Here is a 15025-nt window from a genome sequence, read left to right as displayed (position 1 = left end):
ACTATGTGGTTTTTATCAAAAAAATATAAGTTGTTTATTTTGTTAGGACTTGTGGCCTATTTGGGAACAAGTTGCCAAAAGGATCAAATTGCTCCTGCTAATCAAAGTACTGCTTTTGTAAAATACTATGGGCATATTGCAGACCAAGCTGCTTCTGATGTCATCCAAACGCAAGATGGGGGCTACCTTCTGGTAGGGGCTACCAATTCTTACATTGATGCTGCTGAATCTGATGTTTTTGTGGTTAAAACGGATTCCTTGGGGAATGAAATGTGGAGTTCTTCTTTTGGAAAAATAGATGGAGAGGTAGGAACGAGTTATATGAGATATGACGAAGAAGGAATTCGAATTATTGAATTACCAGATGCTTCTGCTTATATTGTTGTTGCCAATAGAACCTATGTAGCCTACCCTGACGGCTCTAGTTTATTAGGGGTAAGGGGGCAAACAAGGATTGCTATGTATAGCTTAGATCCTGCTACAGGGGCACCTACTTCTTCTGAAGGTACAGAACTAAGAACAGGCATTGGCTCAACTCATACGGATAAGGTATCAGATATGAAGCTAGATAGTACTGGAGGGAGCTATAAATATGTGTTAACAGGCTATACAACCAATCTTTCAACGAATAAGCCTGCAGATATAGATCATGGCGCTTATGATAAAACAGATATTCTGACTATTTTATTGGAGGCTGATTTCTCAGAAGTGTGGGCTACTGGTACAACTGCTTATGGTTTTAATGGGGAGGATTATGGTACTTCTGTTCAAATGCTTCCAAATGCTTACCTTGTTTGTGGAACAATAGAAGAACGAGAAGCCAATAGTTCGCCAAGTAGATTTTACTCTAGATTAGTTGCTGTTAAGATGAGAAAGGATAATGGAGTTCCTACCAACCCTGAGTATTTTGGAGATGAAAATTATAACTTTGAAGGAGGACACTCTACTTATGATGCTGAGAATGGAAAAATAACCATTGCTGCTGGAGTAAAAGGAGGAAGCAATACTAATAAAGGCTACTTAGTTTTGTTACAATTGGATGAATCCTTGAACGCTATAACACCTAATGGGGTAGATTTTAGTTGTCGTTATTATAATTTATCGAATGAAAATAGTGCTTCAGAAACAACTCCTTATATTGCAGAGTCTATTGCCTTTTTGCCCGATAATGAAGGTTTTATTGTTTCGTCAACCTACAAGAAGACACAGTTAGAATCTACGATTTGCATTGCTAAGTTTGATGCCAATCTAGATGTTGTGACTGGGGGCTGGCCATTTAGTTTTGGGCATGAAGACGCAGCAGGATTCTTAGTTACACAGGATATTGGGGGAACGGTTCTTCCTATATCAGAATCAGTAAGTGGGACTTCTCAAACCAAATTGGCAGGTTATGTTTTTACAGGAACCTTTGGGCTGGCAACAACCAATAAGATGATTGGTTTGGTAAAATTAAATTTAGATGGAACCTTTCAACCCTAAAATGAGTATAAATTAGAAAAAGAACCTAATTAGAATTATCTTAAAATAAGAGTTTATATAATGGAAATTACATACGAATCAATAAGACCTTACATTTTAGAAGAAAAAGTAGAAGGAAGTAAGGTACTGTGCAAATTTCAGATAGATAATCAAGTTTTTGAATCGGCAGGGTATATCAAAATGGCCAACAACGATGGAAAGGCACGGGTAACTAGAATGGTTACCAATACAGCACTGGGGCGTTTGCGCTCAACTGTGCTTAGAGTGTTGCGAAAAGCTGTTGGTGGTGGTTTTGCAGGTACTGCTGTGTCTATGGCTGGAAATGAAGTGATGCGCCAAGGAACAGATGGTTTTAAGCATTCTAAAAAAGATAAAGAAAAGGCTGTAATTGCTGCTTTTGAAAAAATAGCAATAGAATTGGCTTTCGAATCGGGCAAATGGCGTTTGGCAACCGAGTTTTCTGAATTTGAAAAACTTATCAAACGCAATCCTTTTAAGAAATCTTACGATAAAAAAATCTTGGCTCGTATGTTGGTCGAAATGGCACGTGCTGATGGCAAGATAGAAGCAGAGGAAAAAGCCTTTTTTGATGACTTCTTAAATGAAGAAACTGGGTCTTTGGGTGAATTAATGCGTGCACCTTCTATTTCTGTTGTGGAATGCGAAGAGGTAAGCCCAGAGTCTAGAGAAAATGTATTTATGATTGTTGCTGCGGTTGCCTTAACAGATAATGAATTTGCAGATGAAGAACAATTAAAATTAGATGAATATTCTCAAATGTTTGAGTTCTCAGAAACCAAGCAAGAAGAATTGTTGCGCTATGCTCAAGATTATACCATTGAGTCTTATATCAGAGCTAATGGCGAAATGTCTAGAGATGAGATTTATGCCTTTGCTGACAAAATTGGCATGGATAGAGGAGAAGCTGAGCGTACACAAATTCGCTTAGAGAAGCGTCTAAATTAAGATAAAGTTGAAGAAGCTTTCTAATAATAAAGGGCATCTCAAGCAATTGAGATGTCTTTTTTTTGCTCCTGTAGGTGTTTTTTTTAGAAAACTATCAAATAGGGAACTCATCAACCTATTGGACTGTTCTTTATCATATTATGAAGTTGTTTAAAAATGGAATTACTTTGTGAGTGCTTCGCAGTTTTGTTGATAATGAGTAGTAATTCTATATTAATGGATAAAAATAGATTAGGTAATGGCTGAAAAAAATAAAAAAGATCCTAAAACACATGATGAGTTGAAGGGATTTGACATTAAAATTAATGAGTTTGGAGAAATTGTTTCTTCTTATTCTGTTGAAAAACTCAATGGTTTTTTGAACGAAAATGTAGAAGATAAGAAACTTAAAGAACGAGAAGAAAAGGGAGATTCGTAGAGCTGAAAAAAAAACTAACAATTTGAAAATATAGTCTTATTAAACTTTTATTTTCAAATTGTTAGTTTATAGAATTTTCCACGCACTTCAATTAAGTTGCGGCAATTTTTTTAACCTTCTTTCTGATAATGGTCGTCCCAATTCTTTATTTTTGGGGCATGCAACTTTCCTACAGATTTACCAACTAAGGTCGCCACAGTAGCATCTCCTGTTACATTGATTACGGTTCGACACATATCTAAAGGTCTGTCCACTGCAAAAATAAGCGCAATACCAAAGGCTAATTTATCAGAAGGGATTCCTAGCGTATCCAAAACAATAACCAACATGACCATTCCTGCACCTGGTACCGCTGCTGATCCAATAGAAGCCATCGTAGCAGTAATAACAATTGTCAATTGATCTGCTAAACTCAAATCAAAGCCAATTACTTGACAAATAAATACAGCAGCAACGGCTTGATACAAACTTGTGCCATCCATATTGATGGTTGCCCCTATCGGACAAACAAAACTCGTCACTTCTTTTTCGACACCAACATGCTCTTCTACTCGCTCCATAGTAACAGGAAGTGTTGCAGCACTAGAACTTGTTGAAAAGGCTAGCAATTGAGCTGGGCTAATGGCTTTTAGAAAACTTAAAGGAGAGCGACCAGTATAGAATTTGATGGCGAGCATATAAACGCCAACCATTAGTGCCAAACCAAGGACTACACACAGCGCATACAAAAATAGAACGCCAAAAATTTCAGAATCTGTGCTAACAGTCAAATTACACAACAAGGCAAATACAGCATAAGGAGAGATGAGCATAATGACATCCACCATTTTGAGAATTACCTCGTTCAGACTGTCAAAAAAGTCGTGCATAGGTTTGGCTTTTTCCTTAGGAATTAATAACAAACAGACGCCAAAGAAAATTACAAACACAATTACTTGAAGCATGTTTCCGTTGCTACTTGCTGCTGCAAAAATATTGTCGGGAACCATATCAATAACAAATTGTAAAGGACCTGCTTTGGATTGCGCTGCTCCAGCAGCAATTTTGCTTGCGCTACTATCCATATTTTTGGAACTAATTGCATCCATTGTCGCTTGGGATAAACCCGTGCCAGGCTGCACAATATTGACAACCAATAAACCTAAAGTGACTGCCAATACAGTAGTGACTAGATAGGTAGCAATTGTTCTTCCTCCAATTTTTGATAATTTAGAGATGTCTTGTAGGTCTGCAATCCCTTTGGTTAAAGAGGCGATGATCAGCGGAACAGCAATCAACTTTAGGAGGTTGACGAATATTTTGCCAATAGGATAAATCCAATTTTTTACCCATAATTCGCTTCCATCAACGCTTTTTAGGATAAAACCAATAAGAACACCTGCTGCCATTCCAATTAGAATTTGCCAGTGTAATGCTAAGCTTTTTTTATTTTTAGACATCTATTGAACGGTTTATCGAAATTCGACAACGGAACTTCGGACTTATTTATTGTTGTTTATAAAAAAAATATTAAAAACTGTATCTTTTTCTAGGACTTACATTATGAGAATGAATTAGAAAAAGTTCTTTGTCATTTGAGTGTATTAAAAACCCAATATAGTTAAAAAAAAAAATCGTTTCATAAGATTGTTCATATAAGTTGCGTTTTTATTCTATCTAAAGGCTTAATTATGGTATAATTAGTGAGGTATATTGTAATGAGCTTTTTTCTTCTCCAAGAACCTTATTATCTTGTAGACAGGCTAGATCAGATGAATAAAACGCTATCGATATGAAACTATTTGCAGTTCTAATTTTTAATTGCTTCCTTCCTTTTATGCTAATTGCCCAAGATAGCATCTCTACAACCATTTGCCCTGCCAAAAAAACATTTATTATCCGCAAAAAAAAGAAAGATAGACCGCCTCAAGAAGAAACAAAACTTCATGAAAAAGCACAGCCAATTAAGAAGGTTCCTACAACCATAGATCGGCAACAATCATTGAGTAGCCAAGAACAACCATTACGATTGCCAACACTGGCAGGAGGTGAATTTGGATTAATGGACATCCAAGTTTATCGCAAAGACATGGATTTGAAAAATTGGAAGTTTGTCGTCTTAGAATATACGGTTAGTTTAGAAGGTTGGACGACTAAGATTAATGTCTTGGAGACGAATGATTGGAAGCTAAAAGCTTATGTGCTTCGAAAATTAAAAAAAGCTAGGTGGAATCCTGCTATCAGTAAGGCTGGAAAACCCATAGCGTATAAAATGTATACACAAGTAGTAATTGTAAAAGATAGAATTTATGAAGAAGACTATACCAATGATTATTAAAATGCTATTGATTAATGGGATGATTTGGACGGTTAATCTAGTTCATGCTCAACTTGGAATGTATCCTGAAATCTATCCACCTTTACCTTTTGATTTGGCTAAGGTTACTGAATTTGGAAATAATAAATGTACGGTATGGAAAGGAATCTATAAAATGGACACAGGGGATGAGTCGGGCTCTATTTGGAGTATTCCTATTGAAGCATCTCATCAATATCAACGTTATGTATTTCCCGATGGAAAAATGACGATGATTTCTACTTATGTACCCATTGGAGATAAACAATGGACGATGGAGTTTTTTTATAAACAGGATTTATTATCGGCTATAGAAAAACTAGTTTATGATTCTTTGCAAAACTCTAAATTGGATTTTACCTATGCTTATTTTTATCAGCACAATGGGATTCCTTTTCAACGTGTCAAGATGTATGGGCATCCTAATAAGAGCGTGCGTCTGTTGGATGAATTTGAGTTTGATAGTTTGACTCGTGTCATTCGACAAAAAACGACAGCTGTAGGCAATTCGCCCCAAATGGATAGCTTAGTAGGGCTAAAAGATAAAGAAAAACGCTTGGCGATAACGGAATATACTCCCAATGCCGAATCTTATCAGGTTTATCAAAATTTATATGCTTTAATAAACGATAAAAAGACGTTTTTAGATGAGGAGGGGAATGCTGTAATTACCAAGGTTAGAAATTCTTCGGGTAAGATTTTATTTACAATTGACTATAAGTATGAAGGCGGTCGATTAGCTAAAAAGTTGCATTGGGTAATGCGAGAAACAGAACGTGCTGAACCTCCTGAAGAAAAAGAGTTTTCAACAAAGAAAAAGAAAAAAAAGAAAAAAACTAAAGTGCAAGAGGTTAAGGTGAATTTGCCCGTAAGTCCTCCAAAACCAGAAATTTATAAACTAGAGTATTTTGCATATACTGAAGAGGGACTATTGGAAACGCATATTATAGAAGAGGATGGAATCCAAACCGTTTTTGAGTATACTTATTTTGAGGAATAATAAGCGATCTTTTATTAGGAATGGTCTTTTGTTTTGTATCAAAAAACAAAAATCATTAAAAGACTATATTCTTAAGCATCAAATAATTGTTACCTTAGGGCAAATAATGCTCCATTTATGTTTTTAATTTAGGAATTGAAAAACATAAAAAAGTATCTTATGCTATATTTATTATAAGTTTTTTTGATATTTTAGATTTTAAGTGCATATTATGCTTATAATCAATTTAGTATGATTTTAAATGGAGTGATAAGCAAAGATTATTAAATTAGAATAAAATAAGCCATAGACTTTTTCTCTATCCCAAATGATTAACTAATACACTATATGTCAGCATCCAAGTATACCGTCACACAACAAGCTATGGAAGAAGAATGGCTTGAAGTGCAGGCAGCACAAAAGAACCCTGCAAAATTTAGGGTTTTGTACAACCGTTATTACGAACCAATTTTTCGTTTTATTTATAAACGAACCGTTGATGAAGTATTAGCGGCAGATTTGACATCGCAAGTATTTCTAAAAGCAATGCAAAAAATAGACAAGTATGTTTTTAAAGGGGTTCCTTTTTCTGCTTGGTTATTTAGAATTGCTAGTAATGAAATCGCACAGCATTTTCGGAAACATAATAAAAATAGGGTAGTCGCTCTAGAAGAACGAACAATGCAGGATTTAGAAGATGAGTATGAAGATAAAGAGGAGCTAGATATTAATATTACAATACTAAAAGATGTTATTCAGGATTTAAAACCTGAGGAAGTGGAGTTGTTAGAACTTCGATTTTTTGAAAAAAGACCTTTTAAAGAGGTCGCCGATATATTAGACATTACAGAAAATAATGCAAAAGTGAAGATTTACAGATTGTTGCAGAAAATGAGAAAACGATTTGTGAAACAAAAACGATCAGATTAATCTAGCCTAGTTAATTGTTGCTCTAATTCTAATCGTTTTTAAAGTAAAAAGAAATGAAAGATAACTACAATATTAAAGTTAATCCTCCAGAACTCAGTTCTGAGCAAATTGAAAAGCATCAAGATTTTGACGCTTTATTTGCACAGTTTCAAGCCAAAGTGCCTCCTAATGAGGAAATGGCTATTGTTCCCGCCAGTGAAACAACAACTCAAACAACAAAGGGAAGTAAAATATCTCCTTTGATGATTAAATATGGCACAGGAGCTGTTATGGCGGTTGCGGCATCTATTTTATTGGTTTTTATGATTCGTCAGTCAATGATGTCGTTGGATGCTACTATTCCTACGTCACAAATCAATGAACAGTTGGCACTGCAAGCTCCGTTTTCGGATTTCTCAAAGCCATTTAGCCATTTAGTGGTCAATTCGGCAGAGGAAGGAGAAACCTTAAACTATCATTCTGGTTCCAAAATTATTGTGCCTGCTTCGGCTTTTGTAGACGAAAAAGGGCTGCCTGTCAAGGGAAAAGTAGACATACAATATCGAGAATTCAACGACCATGTTGATATGTTTTTGGCTGGAGTACCCAAAGAACAGGATAAACACCAAAATTTACAATCTGCTGGAATGATGGAAATCAAAGGGTTTAAAGATGGAAAACCAGTTTATTTAAGCATGGATAAAACCTTGGATGTTGAACTAAAAGGCAAATTAGCGCAAGAAATTTCAACAACAGATTTAAAGGTTTATGTTTATAGTAAGCAAGACGATCTTTGGGATTATACTGGAAAAGATGATGTAGAGGTAATTACGCAAGTGAGTATTCCTCAATCAACACCTGAGCCTGATTTGCCAACAAAAGAAGAAGCTTTGGCGCAAGCAAAAGTGACTTTAGCTAGCAGCAAGCCTCGCAAACCGATTCGCCCAGGACAACCTAATGATATGCAAAGTTTTGATTTAGATATTAATATTGAAGATTTTCCTGAGCTAGCAGCTTATAATCAAGATGTCACTTTAATGGTGAAAAAATCAGCACTTACCAATGCTACTTTTGATACCGTATGGAACTCAATGAAAATGGTTGGTTTGGGGAACAATAAATATCAAATGGAATTGGTGTACGAAGGCTTTGAGGGGAATATTGTTCGAAAATTTGAGGTTTATCCCGTTGTAGTGGCTACCCAAGAGGCTCAAAAACGTTATGAGGCTGAAATGGATGACTATCATTTAAAGTTGGAGCAGTGGGAACAAGATGTTATTGCTGAAGCTGAGCAGGTTGCCAATCCTCAAACAATCGCAAATAACGAGAGAATGTGGAATGAGGTTGTTAATCGGTTTAGCATCCATCGCTTTGGCTTATGGAATTGTGGGAAAGAAGTTATATTAAAGGAAACATTGGAAATAAAAGCCAGTTTTGTAGATGAAAATGGTAATGATATAGATATCAATCAATTGTTTATTACGAACAATGACCAACAATTGTATTATTTTGCTTCAACGACCACTCAGGATAATGAAACAAGCTTAAAATACGATGCCACCGCAGAAAATAAAATCTGGGCCTTAACCGCAGAGAATGAATTATTAGTGGCAAATGTTGAAGATGAGGAAAGACCAAACAATGAGTTTGTATTCCAAATGAAACCAGCAGGAAGGATTGATTCCGAGGAAGATGTCAGAACGCTATTGACGTTCTAGTGGTTTTGACTGAGACCCTGTTCAAAAAAAAAGCCTACAGTATGTACTCTGTAGGCTTTTTTAGTAAAGTTTAAACAGCTTTGCTTATTCTTTGATGAACTTTTGTGTCATCTGCTCCCCATTGTCCAATTCAATAGACAGCATATAAATGGCAGGAGGCCAATCTTTAAGGCTGTTTAAATGGAGTTCTTGATAGGAGTGGATCTTATGCTGAAGTTGATACACCAATTGACCACGAGCATCTAATATGCGTACATTCGCTGTTTTGACTCCTTTGGGGATTACTTTAAAACGAATGGATAAATTAGCATTAACAGGGTTTGGATAGGTCTCAACCAACATCTTACCTTGTTGAGCACCTTTGATAACTCGAATTTCTGAATATTCTATAGAACCGTCAAAGTCTATTTGTTTGAGGCGATAATAACTTGCTCCTTGATAATTGTTGTCGTCAATAAATTGATAATAGGTCGTGTTAGGCGTATTGCCTTGCCCATCAATCCAGCCTACTGGCGCAAAGCTAGTTTCATGCTCCAACATACGTTCTATTTGAAAACCTTGGTTGTTGGTTTCGGATCCTGTTATCCAATTGAGTTCAACCTGTTCTTGGTTGATGCGCTGTGCATCAAAACGAACAAATTCTACAGGAAGGTCAGAATTGGCACCTACATTTAGTATAACAATTTGAGAAAAGCTAGTAATTCCATTGCTAGTATTGTAACTGATAGAACCATTGGAGCCCGCACTAGCAGCATCTGCGCCACCTAAGGTACTTCCCCAAGTAGCACCAAAATCATTTGATTTGCGTTTGTAGATGTGCAAAGGAGAAACGGCTTGAGCCATCCCTATATCAGTAGGCGAAATATAGTTCATGCGATTAAAGGTCATGTCAACTAAAGCTGTAAAGGTCTGATTGCTGCCATAGTTGTTAATAATGAAATATTCATTGTCAACATCACCCGTTAAGCTATTCCAGCCATGCGGTTTTTCGGTTTCTATTCGAGAAATAACAACTTCACCATTAGGAGTTGTACTGCCAAATTCAATTGTTACATTGGTGTTGGGAAAATTATAAATGCCCCCACTACCAATATTTATACGGTCTGATACTCCTCCCGCAACAGCTACTTCTGATGGGATATAAGCAACAGGAGCCATATTTACTGTTGTACCATGATTGTTACCAATGGCATCTTTTACCCCATTAGCAGTACCTACAGGATCATCAGTGTTAAATTGATAATAAGAAACCAAACCTGTTTCATTGCCTTTAAGGGTTAAGTGCATGTTTTCCCTAAGTTCAGCTAAGCTTCGTGCTGTATTCCATATACGGACTTCTTCTAGGTTTCCTGCCCAAAATTCACCACTGGCAGGCAAGGCGATGGTGCCGAGTACTAGATTTTGATCTGTTGTATTTAATGTTTTTGCAGCAGCAATATCCAAGACACCATCTACATAGAGTGATAACGTTGTCCCATCAAAAACGCAAGCAATATGATGCCATTCATCATCGTTAATCAAGACAGAGCCATCTAAGTCATTGCTTTCCCCTACAAAGGAAAGATTTCCGTTTCGGATTCCAATACTATTTCTCAAATTAGCAGCTCTACGTCCCCAGCTCAGTATATTGTTATAATTAGCAGTTGTTGGAAGCCCTGTTTTTACCCATGCTTCTATGGTACGAGATGCATTTCCCTGTGGCAGTCCTGTGGCCGTAGTGGCATCAATATAATCGTCAACACCATCAAAGACATACATGTTTCCTCGTAGATCAGAGATTGTTGATTCGGATTCCATTGCAACCATAAATTGCCCTGTTAAACTAATGTTTCTGAATTTAATGGTATTAGTAGTAACATGTTGTGCCGTGCCTAATTTAGACCAATTGCCTGTGGCATTCATTGGACGCCAGTATAAGGCATATTTGGACGCTTCCAAAGCTGTAAATGTACCAGCAGGATAGGTGAATTCATAGTCTGCTCGAAAAGTTTTAGTGCTGGTGGATTTATTAATCGTCCACATGGTATTTTGATAAATGGTAACCGCATCAATTCCACTGGTTGTATTGGGGGCAAAAGCTTGGTAAACTACCGTAAAATCTTCACTATTGCTATGATTATGAAAAAACATAGTCATATTGGCATTGGTGAAAGGAACAGAACCCGTAGTGATGTTGGCAATTGTTTGACTGTTTGACGCATCTGAAACATCATGACCTATATTTACAGTACTGGGCACCCAATCTGTTGAGGGATTCATATTGGTCAATGTGCCTGTATTTCCCTTTCCCGATTTATCACTTACCGTACTAGAGCTTGTTCCATCATTCATTTGATAATAAGCAATCAAATTTGTTTCACAACCAACTAAGGTTAGATGCATATGCTCTCGAATTTCTTCTTCTGTTCTCGCAATATTCCAAACTCGAATCTCATCCATTTGCCCTCCTACAAAAAAAGTATTGTCAGATCTTGCACCAATTCTAAAATCAGTAGCACTAGTTGTAATAGGAGTGTTTAATGGGTTACTGCCTGTATTGGTTGCTCCTGTTGGTATTCCATTGACATAAATTTCTCCAAATGAAGTACTGGGATTGTAAACACAAGCGATGTGATTCCATTGGTTGGGCTGAAAACTCTCAGCAGGAGCATCAATATAAACCGAGTTAGTTGGGATAAAGCGCAATGAATTGTTGCCAGCTCCGCCTCCAGTATGGATTTCTAACTCTTCGTTTCCTTTGGCTGTCAGAAAGTCAACTGTATTACCTGAATTGGTCCAATATACCCAACCTTCAATGGTTACTGCTGATACATCAAATAGATTATGATCAGGAATGTTGATATAATCATCCGTATCATCAAAGGTTAATGCGTCACCACGAGTTAACTCAGGGAGCGCAAAGGAGCTATTTAAAGGACTTCCAACATCTCCATTGGTTGCCGTTGTTGCATTAGGATCTACTGTGCTGTTATTTTTTTCATAACCTAAACTGGCTGTAACATCATTTCCTGCTCTAACAATTCCTGGAGTAGTTTTATTTCCCCAAGTTGTTGTTGCAAAGGAAGGACTTTCCGTATAATGGGTAGCTCGACCTGAGGTTTCATCGTTATTATAAGCAATAGACCAGATGGTAACTCCTAGGCTATTTTCTAGGTGAATTTCATCTACTACATCTAAGGTCAAACCGCTTACTTCAATAACTTCTGTTTGGGCACAACCATTAAACCAAAGTGCTTCAAAATTTGCTTTATCATTAGCAAGGATTACATAGCCACCAGCAGGGATAGAATAAGAGGAGGCTGTGATAAGATCATCGTCTGTATCTTCGTCTTTTATTCTCCAATTTTGAAGATCAATAGAACTACTACCATAATTATAAATTTCTACCCATTGTTCTTGGCTATTGCTACCTGATGGGCTGGTCAACCACTCTGTAATAGCAATTTTTTCTAGGACTGCTCCCATGCCTTGTAGCGCAAATAGATAGTTGTTTTCATCACAATCATCATTAACAATGACAAGTGTTGCCGTTTTGAGCCCCAAAGAGGTTGGGTCAAATGTTACGGTAAAGGTAGTAGCGGTACCTTGGGGAATTACAGCAGGAAAACTGATTCCTCCTACGGTAAAATCAGTGGTATTGGTATTAAAAATACTGCTAACCGTTAACGAATTCATACCCGCAGTATTGTCAATCGTAAATGTTCGAACCACCGCACCCGATGCAGGATCTATGGTACCACAATCCGTATGGTCTGATAAGCTAGGGGTATTGTCATTATTAATAATCGAAAGCCCATTTCCTTGCAGGTCGATTTCAGGAAAAGCAGAAGAACAGCTTCCTGTTATACCATTTGAAGCACCACTAATCCAATTGGAGGTCGCTGTTGTTAGCGCAAAATTGGTTAACGCACCGTTTTGGGCGCTTTGGTTGGTTTGGCGATCTAGTAGACTAGTTTCTGTTGTATTGGTACCCGCAGCAGATCCTTGATTAAAATTATAATAATGCACCAAATTGCTTTCATTGCCAACTAGTTGACAATCTTTGCGAGCGATGATTTTATTAGCACAAAGGGCTTCGGTCCAAATGCGTACTTCATCCATTTGACCATCCAAAAAGCGACCACTCGCATAACGGACATCTTTGCCTAAATGCAAACTAGCACTAGCATTGTTTTGAATATTACTTGAAATTCCAGTAGTCGTTGCTTCTTTGGTGCCATCCACATAAATAGCCGTTTCTGTTGGTCCTGCAACCCCTACTACATGATGCCATCCTGTGCCATTAAACAAAGAAGTAGACTTAGCTATTCTAATGGTACCTGCATCATTAATGTGAAAGGATATGGTATTGTCTCCATTTAATTCAAGCGACCATACGTTGGTAGTGATATTGTCTATATTAGCCGTTGCTTGTCCCAAACCAGCCCCTGTTGTAACGTTTTGTACATTAATCCAAGCTTCTACGGTAATTTCATTACTAAAGCCTGTAAATGGACTAGCAATGGCTACAAAATCATTGTTTCCATCAAAATCTAAGGCAGAAGCAGGATTCACAGATTCTACACTACCAATGTCAGGATTGGCAACCCAAGCATTTCCGCAAATATCAGTAGTTGGAGCCCCAGTGGTTGTTCCGTTGTTAATGGCAATCGAGCCTGTGTTAGGGCGGTAGATGTCTTGCAAGCCACATTGACTGACTGCTGCCAAATTAGGGTCTGTAGAGGTAGAGAAGAAGGCTGCCGATCCACAAAAACCTGCATTAAAACCATTGCAAGATTCTACAATATTTTGATTGTTGGTGCCTGTATAGGTTGCTGCCAAGGAATTTAAATCTGCATTAGGAATTGCAGTGGAACTGTTGTTAGCGAGGATGGTATTGGTCATATGAAGTACTCCAAAATGGTAATAAACACCACCAGCCGCAAATCCAGCATTGTTATAGGTTGTACTATTGTCAACAACCGTACAATTGATAAGTGTCAATATAGAACTGTTAGCGGCAAAGATTCCACCACCATTAAAACCGCACAAATTGTCGTGTACCGTACAATTGCTAAGCGTGGCGGTTCCCATGTCGATATTGATGGCTCCACCTCTACCAAAAGTACCACCATCATTATTTTTTAGGGTAGAATTATTAATAGATAAGCTTCCTGAGGATTGACTAATGCCACCACCATGCCCACCTGCAGCAGCACCTGTTTTGTTCCCGTCAATAACACAATTGTTTAGCGTAAAGATGCCTCCTGCATTTAGGATGCCTCCGCCAGGGTTGCTCCCTCCAGGATCTCCACCTTGTAAGATTAAATTATTAAAAACGACCGTTACCGCTCCGTTGATATGAAATAGTCGATAATTAGGATTGGCTGCCGCCCTAAAAATAGTATTACCAGAAGCATGACCTGTTATCGTAATGTGATTGACGATACTAGGCATTGCCGAGTTCGTATTGATGATTCCCGTCAATGAAATATCAATGATATGAGGACTACCAGCTGTAGCTGAACCATCTGCATTGGCATCAATGATAGCTTGGCGAAGCGATCCTGCACCAGCATCATTTAGGTTGGTAACAGAGAAACTAGTTGCCCACATTGCTTGAGTACAACAGAACAACAATAAAACGGAAAATAAATTTTTCATGTAGTGTAGTTTTGTTTGTGTAAATTACAGTAGTGTGATAAAATAGAGGGGATCATTTATGGAGAGTGAATTCGTCATGGTTTTTAGTTTGTACGAGTAGCAATTAATTTATTAAAGAGCTAAAAAGAGAGGGGAGAGAGTGCAAGTAAGTATACACCATAAGAATAAAAACATATTGAATTTATTTAAGCGACAACAATCGCTATTTATTTTTTAGTTTTGATTGTTAGTGCTTCAAGCTCAGTAAATTAATTAACTTAATAGTTAGTATCTAATTTGGATTTAGCTTGCTAAATTACAATAATATTTGGTAAAATAATCATTTGGTGTTTATAAATATGTTTTAGCTATATTAATAAATTATTATGCTTTAATAGAAGACTGCTAAGGGGAAGAAAATCAAGCCTTAATTCGTTGGCGAATAAATACCGTAGGAGTTAGGGCATTGATTCGATTTTATGTATTAATTAGCGATAACGGTTTGTTTTTCATTCTGTCATATTACAAAAAGACTGATGCAAATATAAAAAGGGAATAAAGGTGAAGAACATACTATTAAGGCATTGAGTTATTCATAG

General features: G+C 37.2%; 9 protein-coding genes. 7 read left to right on the top strand and 2 right to left on the bottom strand.

The features are described from left to right. Window positions 1–3 precede the first annotated feature (3 nt). The 3 genes from AsAng_RS19500 to AsAng_RS19490 all read left to right on the top strand — a co-directional run bounded on the left by AsAng_RS19500 (window position 4) and on the right by AsAng_RS19490 (window position 2863). On the top strand, window positions 4–1479 hold the full coding sequence (locus AsAng_RS19500; RefSeq protein WP_264788772.1) for a hypothetical protein: 1476 nt from the start codon (window positions 4–6) through the stop codon (window positions 1477–1479). Window positions 1480–1539: 60 nt separating this feature from the next. Continuing rightward, window positions 1540–2445 (top strand): tellurite resistance TerB family protein, encoded by a 906-nt coding sequence (locus AsAng_RS19495; protein ID WP_264788771.1) that lies wholly within the window; start codon window positions 1540–1542, stop codon window positions 2443–2445. 238 nt (window positions 2446–2683) lie between these two features. Further along, window positions 2684–2863: a hypothetical protein gene (locus tag AsAng_RS19490; protein ID WP_264788770.1), complete on the top strand. Its 180-nt coding sequence runs from the start codon at window positions 2684–2686 to the stop codon at window positions 2861–2863. A gap of 110 nt (window positions 2864–2973) precedes the next feature. Here the strand turns inward: AsAng_RS19490 and AsAng_RS19485 are convergent, their stop codons facing one another. After that, the gene (locus tag AsAng_RS19485; protein ID WP_264788769.1) at window positions 2974–4302 is read right to left on the bottom strand and encodes a dicarboxylate/amino acid:cation symporter; all 1329 of its coding nucleotides are present in this window, start codon (window positions 4300–4302) and stop codon (window positions 2974–2976) included. Between the two features lie 332 nt (window positions 4303–4634). Between AsAng_RS19485 and AsAng_RS19480 the strand changes: the two genes are divergently transcribed. The 4 genes from AsAng_RS19480 (at window position 4635) to AsAng_RS19465 (ending at window position 8804) form a co-directional block, all read left to right on the top strand. Further along, window positions 4635–5180 carry an energy transducer TonB gene (locus tag AsAng_RS19480; RefSeq protein ID WP_264788768.1) on the top strand — a complete coding sequence of 182 codons (546 nt, stop codon included), beginning with the start codon at window positions 4635–4637 and terminating at the stop codon, window positions 5178–5180. Next, window positions 5152–6198 (top strand): hypothetical protein, encoded by a 1047-nt coding sequence (locus tag AsAng_RS19475; protein ID WP_264788767.1) that lies wholly within the window; start codon window positions 5152–5154, stop codon window positions 6196–6198. The genes AsAng_RS19480 and AsAng_RS19475 overlap by 29 nt, the downstream gene beginning before the upstream one ends. A 327-nt stretch (window positions 6199–6525) precedes the next feature. Then, window positions 6526–7107 carry an RNA polymerase sigma factor gene (locus AsAng_RS19470; protein WP_264788766.1) on the top strand — a complete coding sequence of 194 codons (582 nt, stop codon included), beginning with the start codon at window positions 6526–6528 and terminating at the stop codon, window positions 7105–7107. 53 nt (window positions 7108–7160) lie between these two features. Continuing rightward, entirely contained in the window at window positions 7161–8804 is a 1644-nt protein-coding gene (locus tag AsAng_RS19465; protein WP_264788765.1) for a hypothetical protein, read from the top strand. Window positions 8805–8888: 84 nt separating this feature from the next. Here the strand turns inward: AsAng_RS19465 and AsAng_RS19460 are convergent, their stop codons facing one another. Continuing rightward, window positions 8889–14447: a LamG-like jellyroll fold domain-containing protein gene (locus AsAng_RS19460; RefSeq protein ID WP_264788764.1), complete on the bottom strand. Its 5559-nt coding sequence runs from the start codon at window positions 14445–14447 to the stop codon at window positions 8889–8891. Window positions 14448–15025: the final 578 nt, after the last annotated feature.

This window comes from Aureispira anguillae (assembly GCF_026000115.1).
Lineage (GTDB): Bacteria > Bacteroidota > Bacteroidia > Chitinophagales > Saprospiraceae > Aureispira > Aureispira anguillae.
Note: the sequence above shows the minus strand (reverse complement) of the source record. Positions and strands in the feature narration are given on the sequence as shown.

What these genes read in the sequence shown, in the direction of transcription:
- AsAng_RS19500 (WP_264788772.1), top strand. Translation starts at nt 4, where the DNA reads ATGTGGTTTTTATCAAAAAAATATAAGTTGTTTATTTTGTTAGGACTT.
- AsAng_RS19495 (WP_264788771.1), top strand. Translation starts at nt 1,540, where the DNA reads ATGGAAATTACATACGAATCAATAAGACCTTACATTTTAGAAGAAAAA.
- AsAng_RS19490 (WP_264788770.1), top strand. Translation starts at nt 2,684, where the DNA reads ATGGCTGAAAAAAATAAAAAAGATCCTAAAACACATGATGAGTTGAAG.
- AsAng_RS19485 (WP_264788769.1), bottom strand. Translation starts at nt 4,302, where the DNA reads ATGTCTAAAAATAAAAAAAGCTTAGCATTACACTGGCAAATTCTAATT.
- AsAng_RS19480 (WP_264788768.1), top strand. Translation starts at nt 4,635, where the DNA reads ATGAAACTATTTGCAGTTCTAATTTTTAATTGCTTCCTTCCTTTTATG.
- AsAng_RS19475 (WP_264788767.1), top strand. Translation starts at nt 5,152, where the DNA reads ATGAAGAAGACTATACCAATGATTATTAAAATGCTATTGATTAATGGG.
- AsAng_RS19470 (WP_264788766.1), top strand. Translation starts at nt 6,526, where the DNA reads ATGTCAGCATCCAAGTATACCGTCACACAACAAGCTATGGAAGAAGAA.
- AsAng_RS19465 (WP_264788765.1), top strand. Translation starts at nt 7,161, where the DNA reads ATGAAAGATAACTACAATATTAAAGTTAATCCTCCAGAACTCAGTTCT.
- AsAng_RS19460 (WP_264788764.1), bottom strand. Translation starts at nt 14,447, where the DNA reads ATGAAAAATTTATTTTCCGTTTTATTGTTGTTCTGTTGTACTCAAGCA.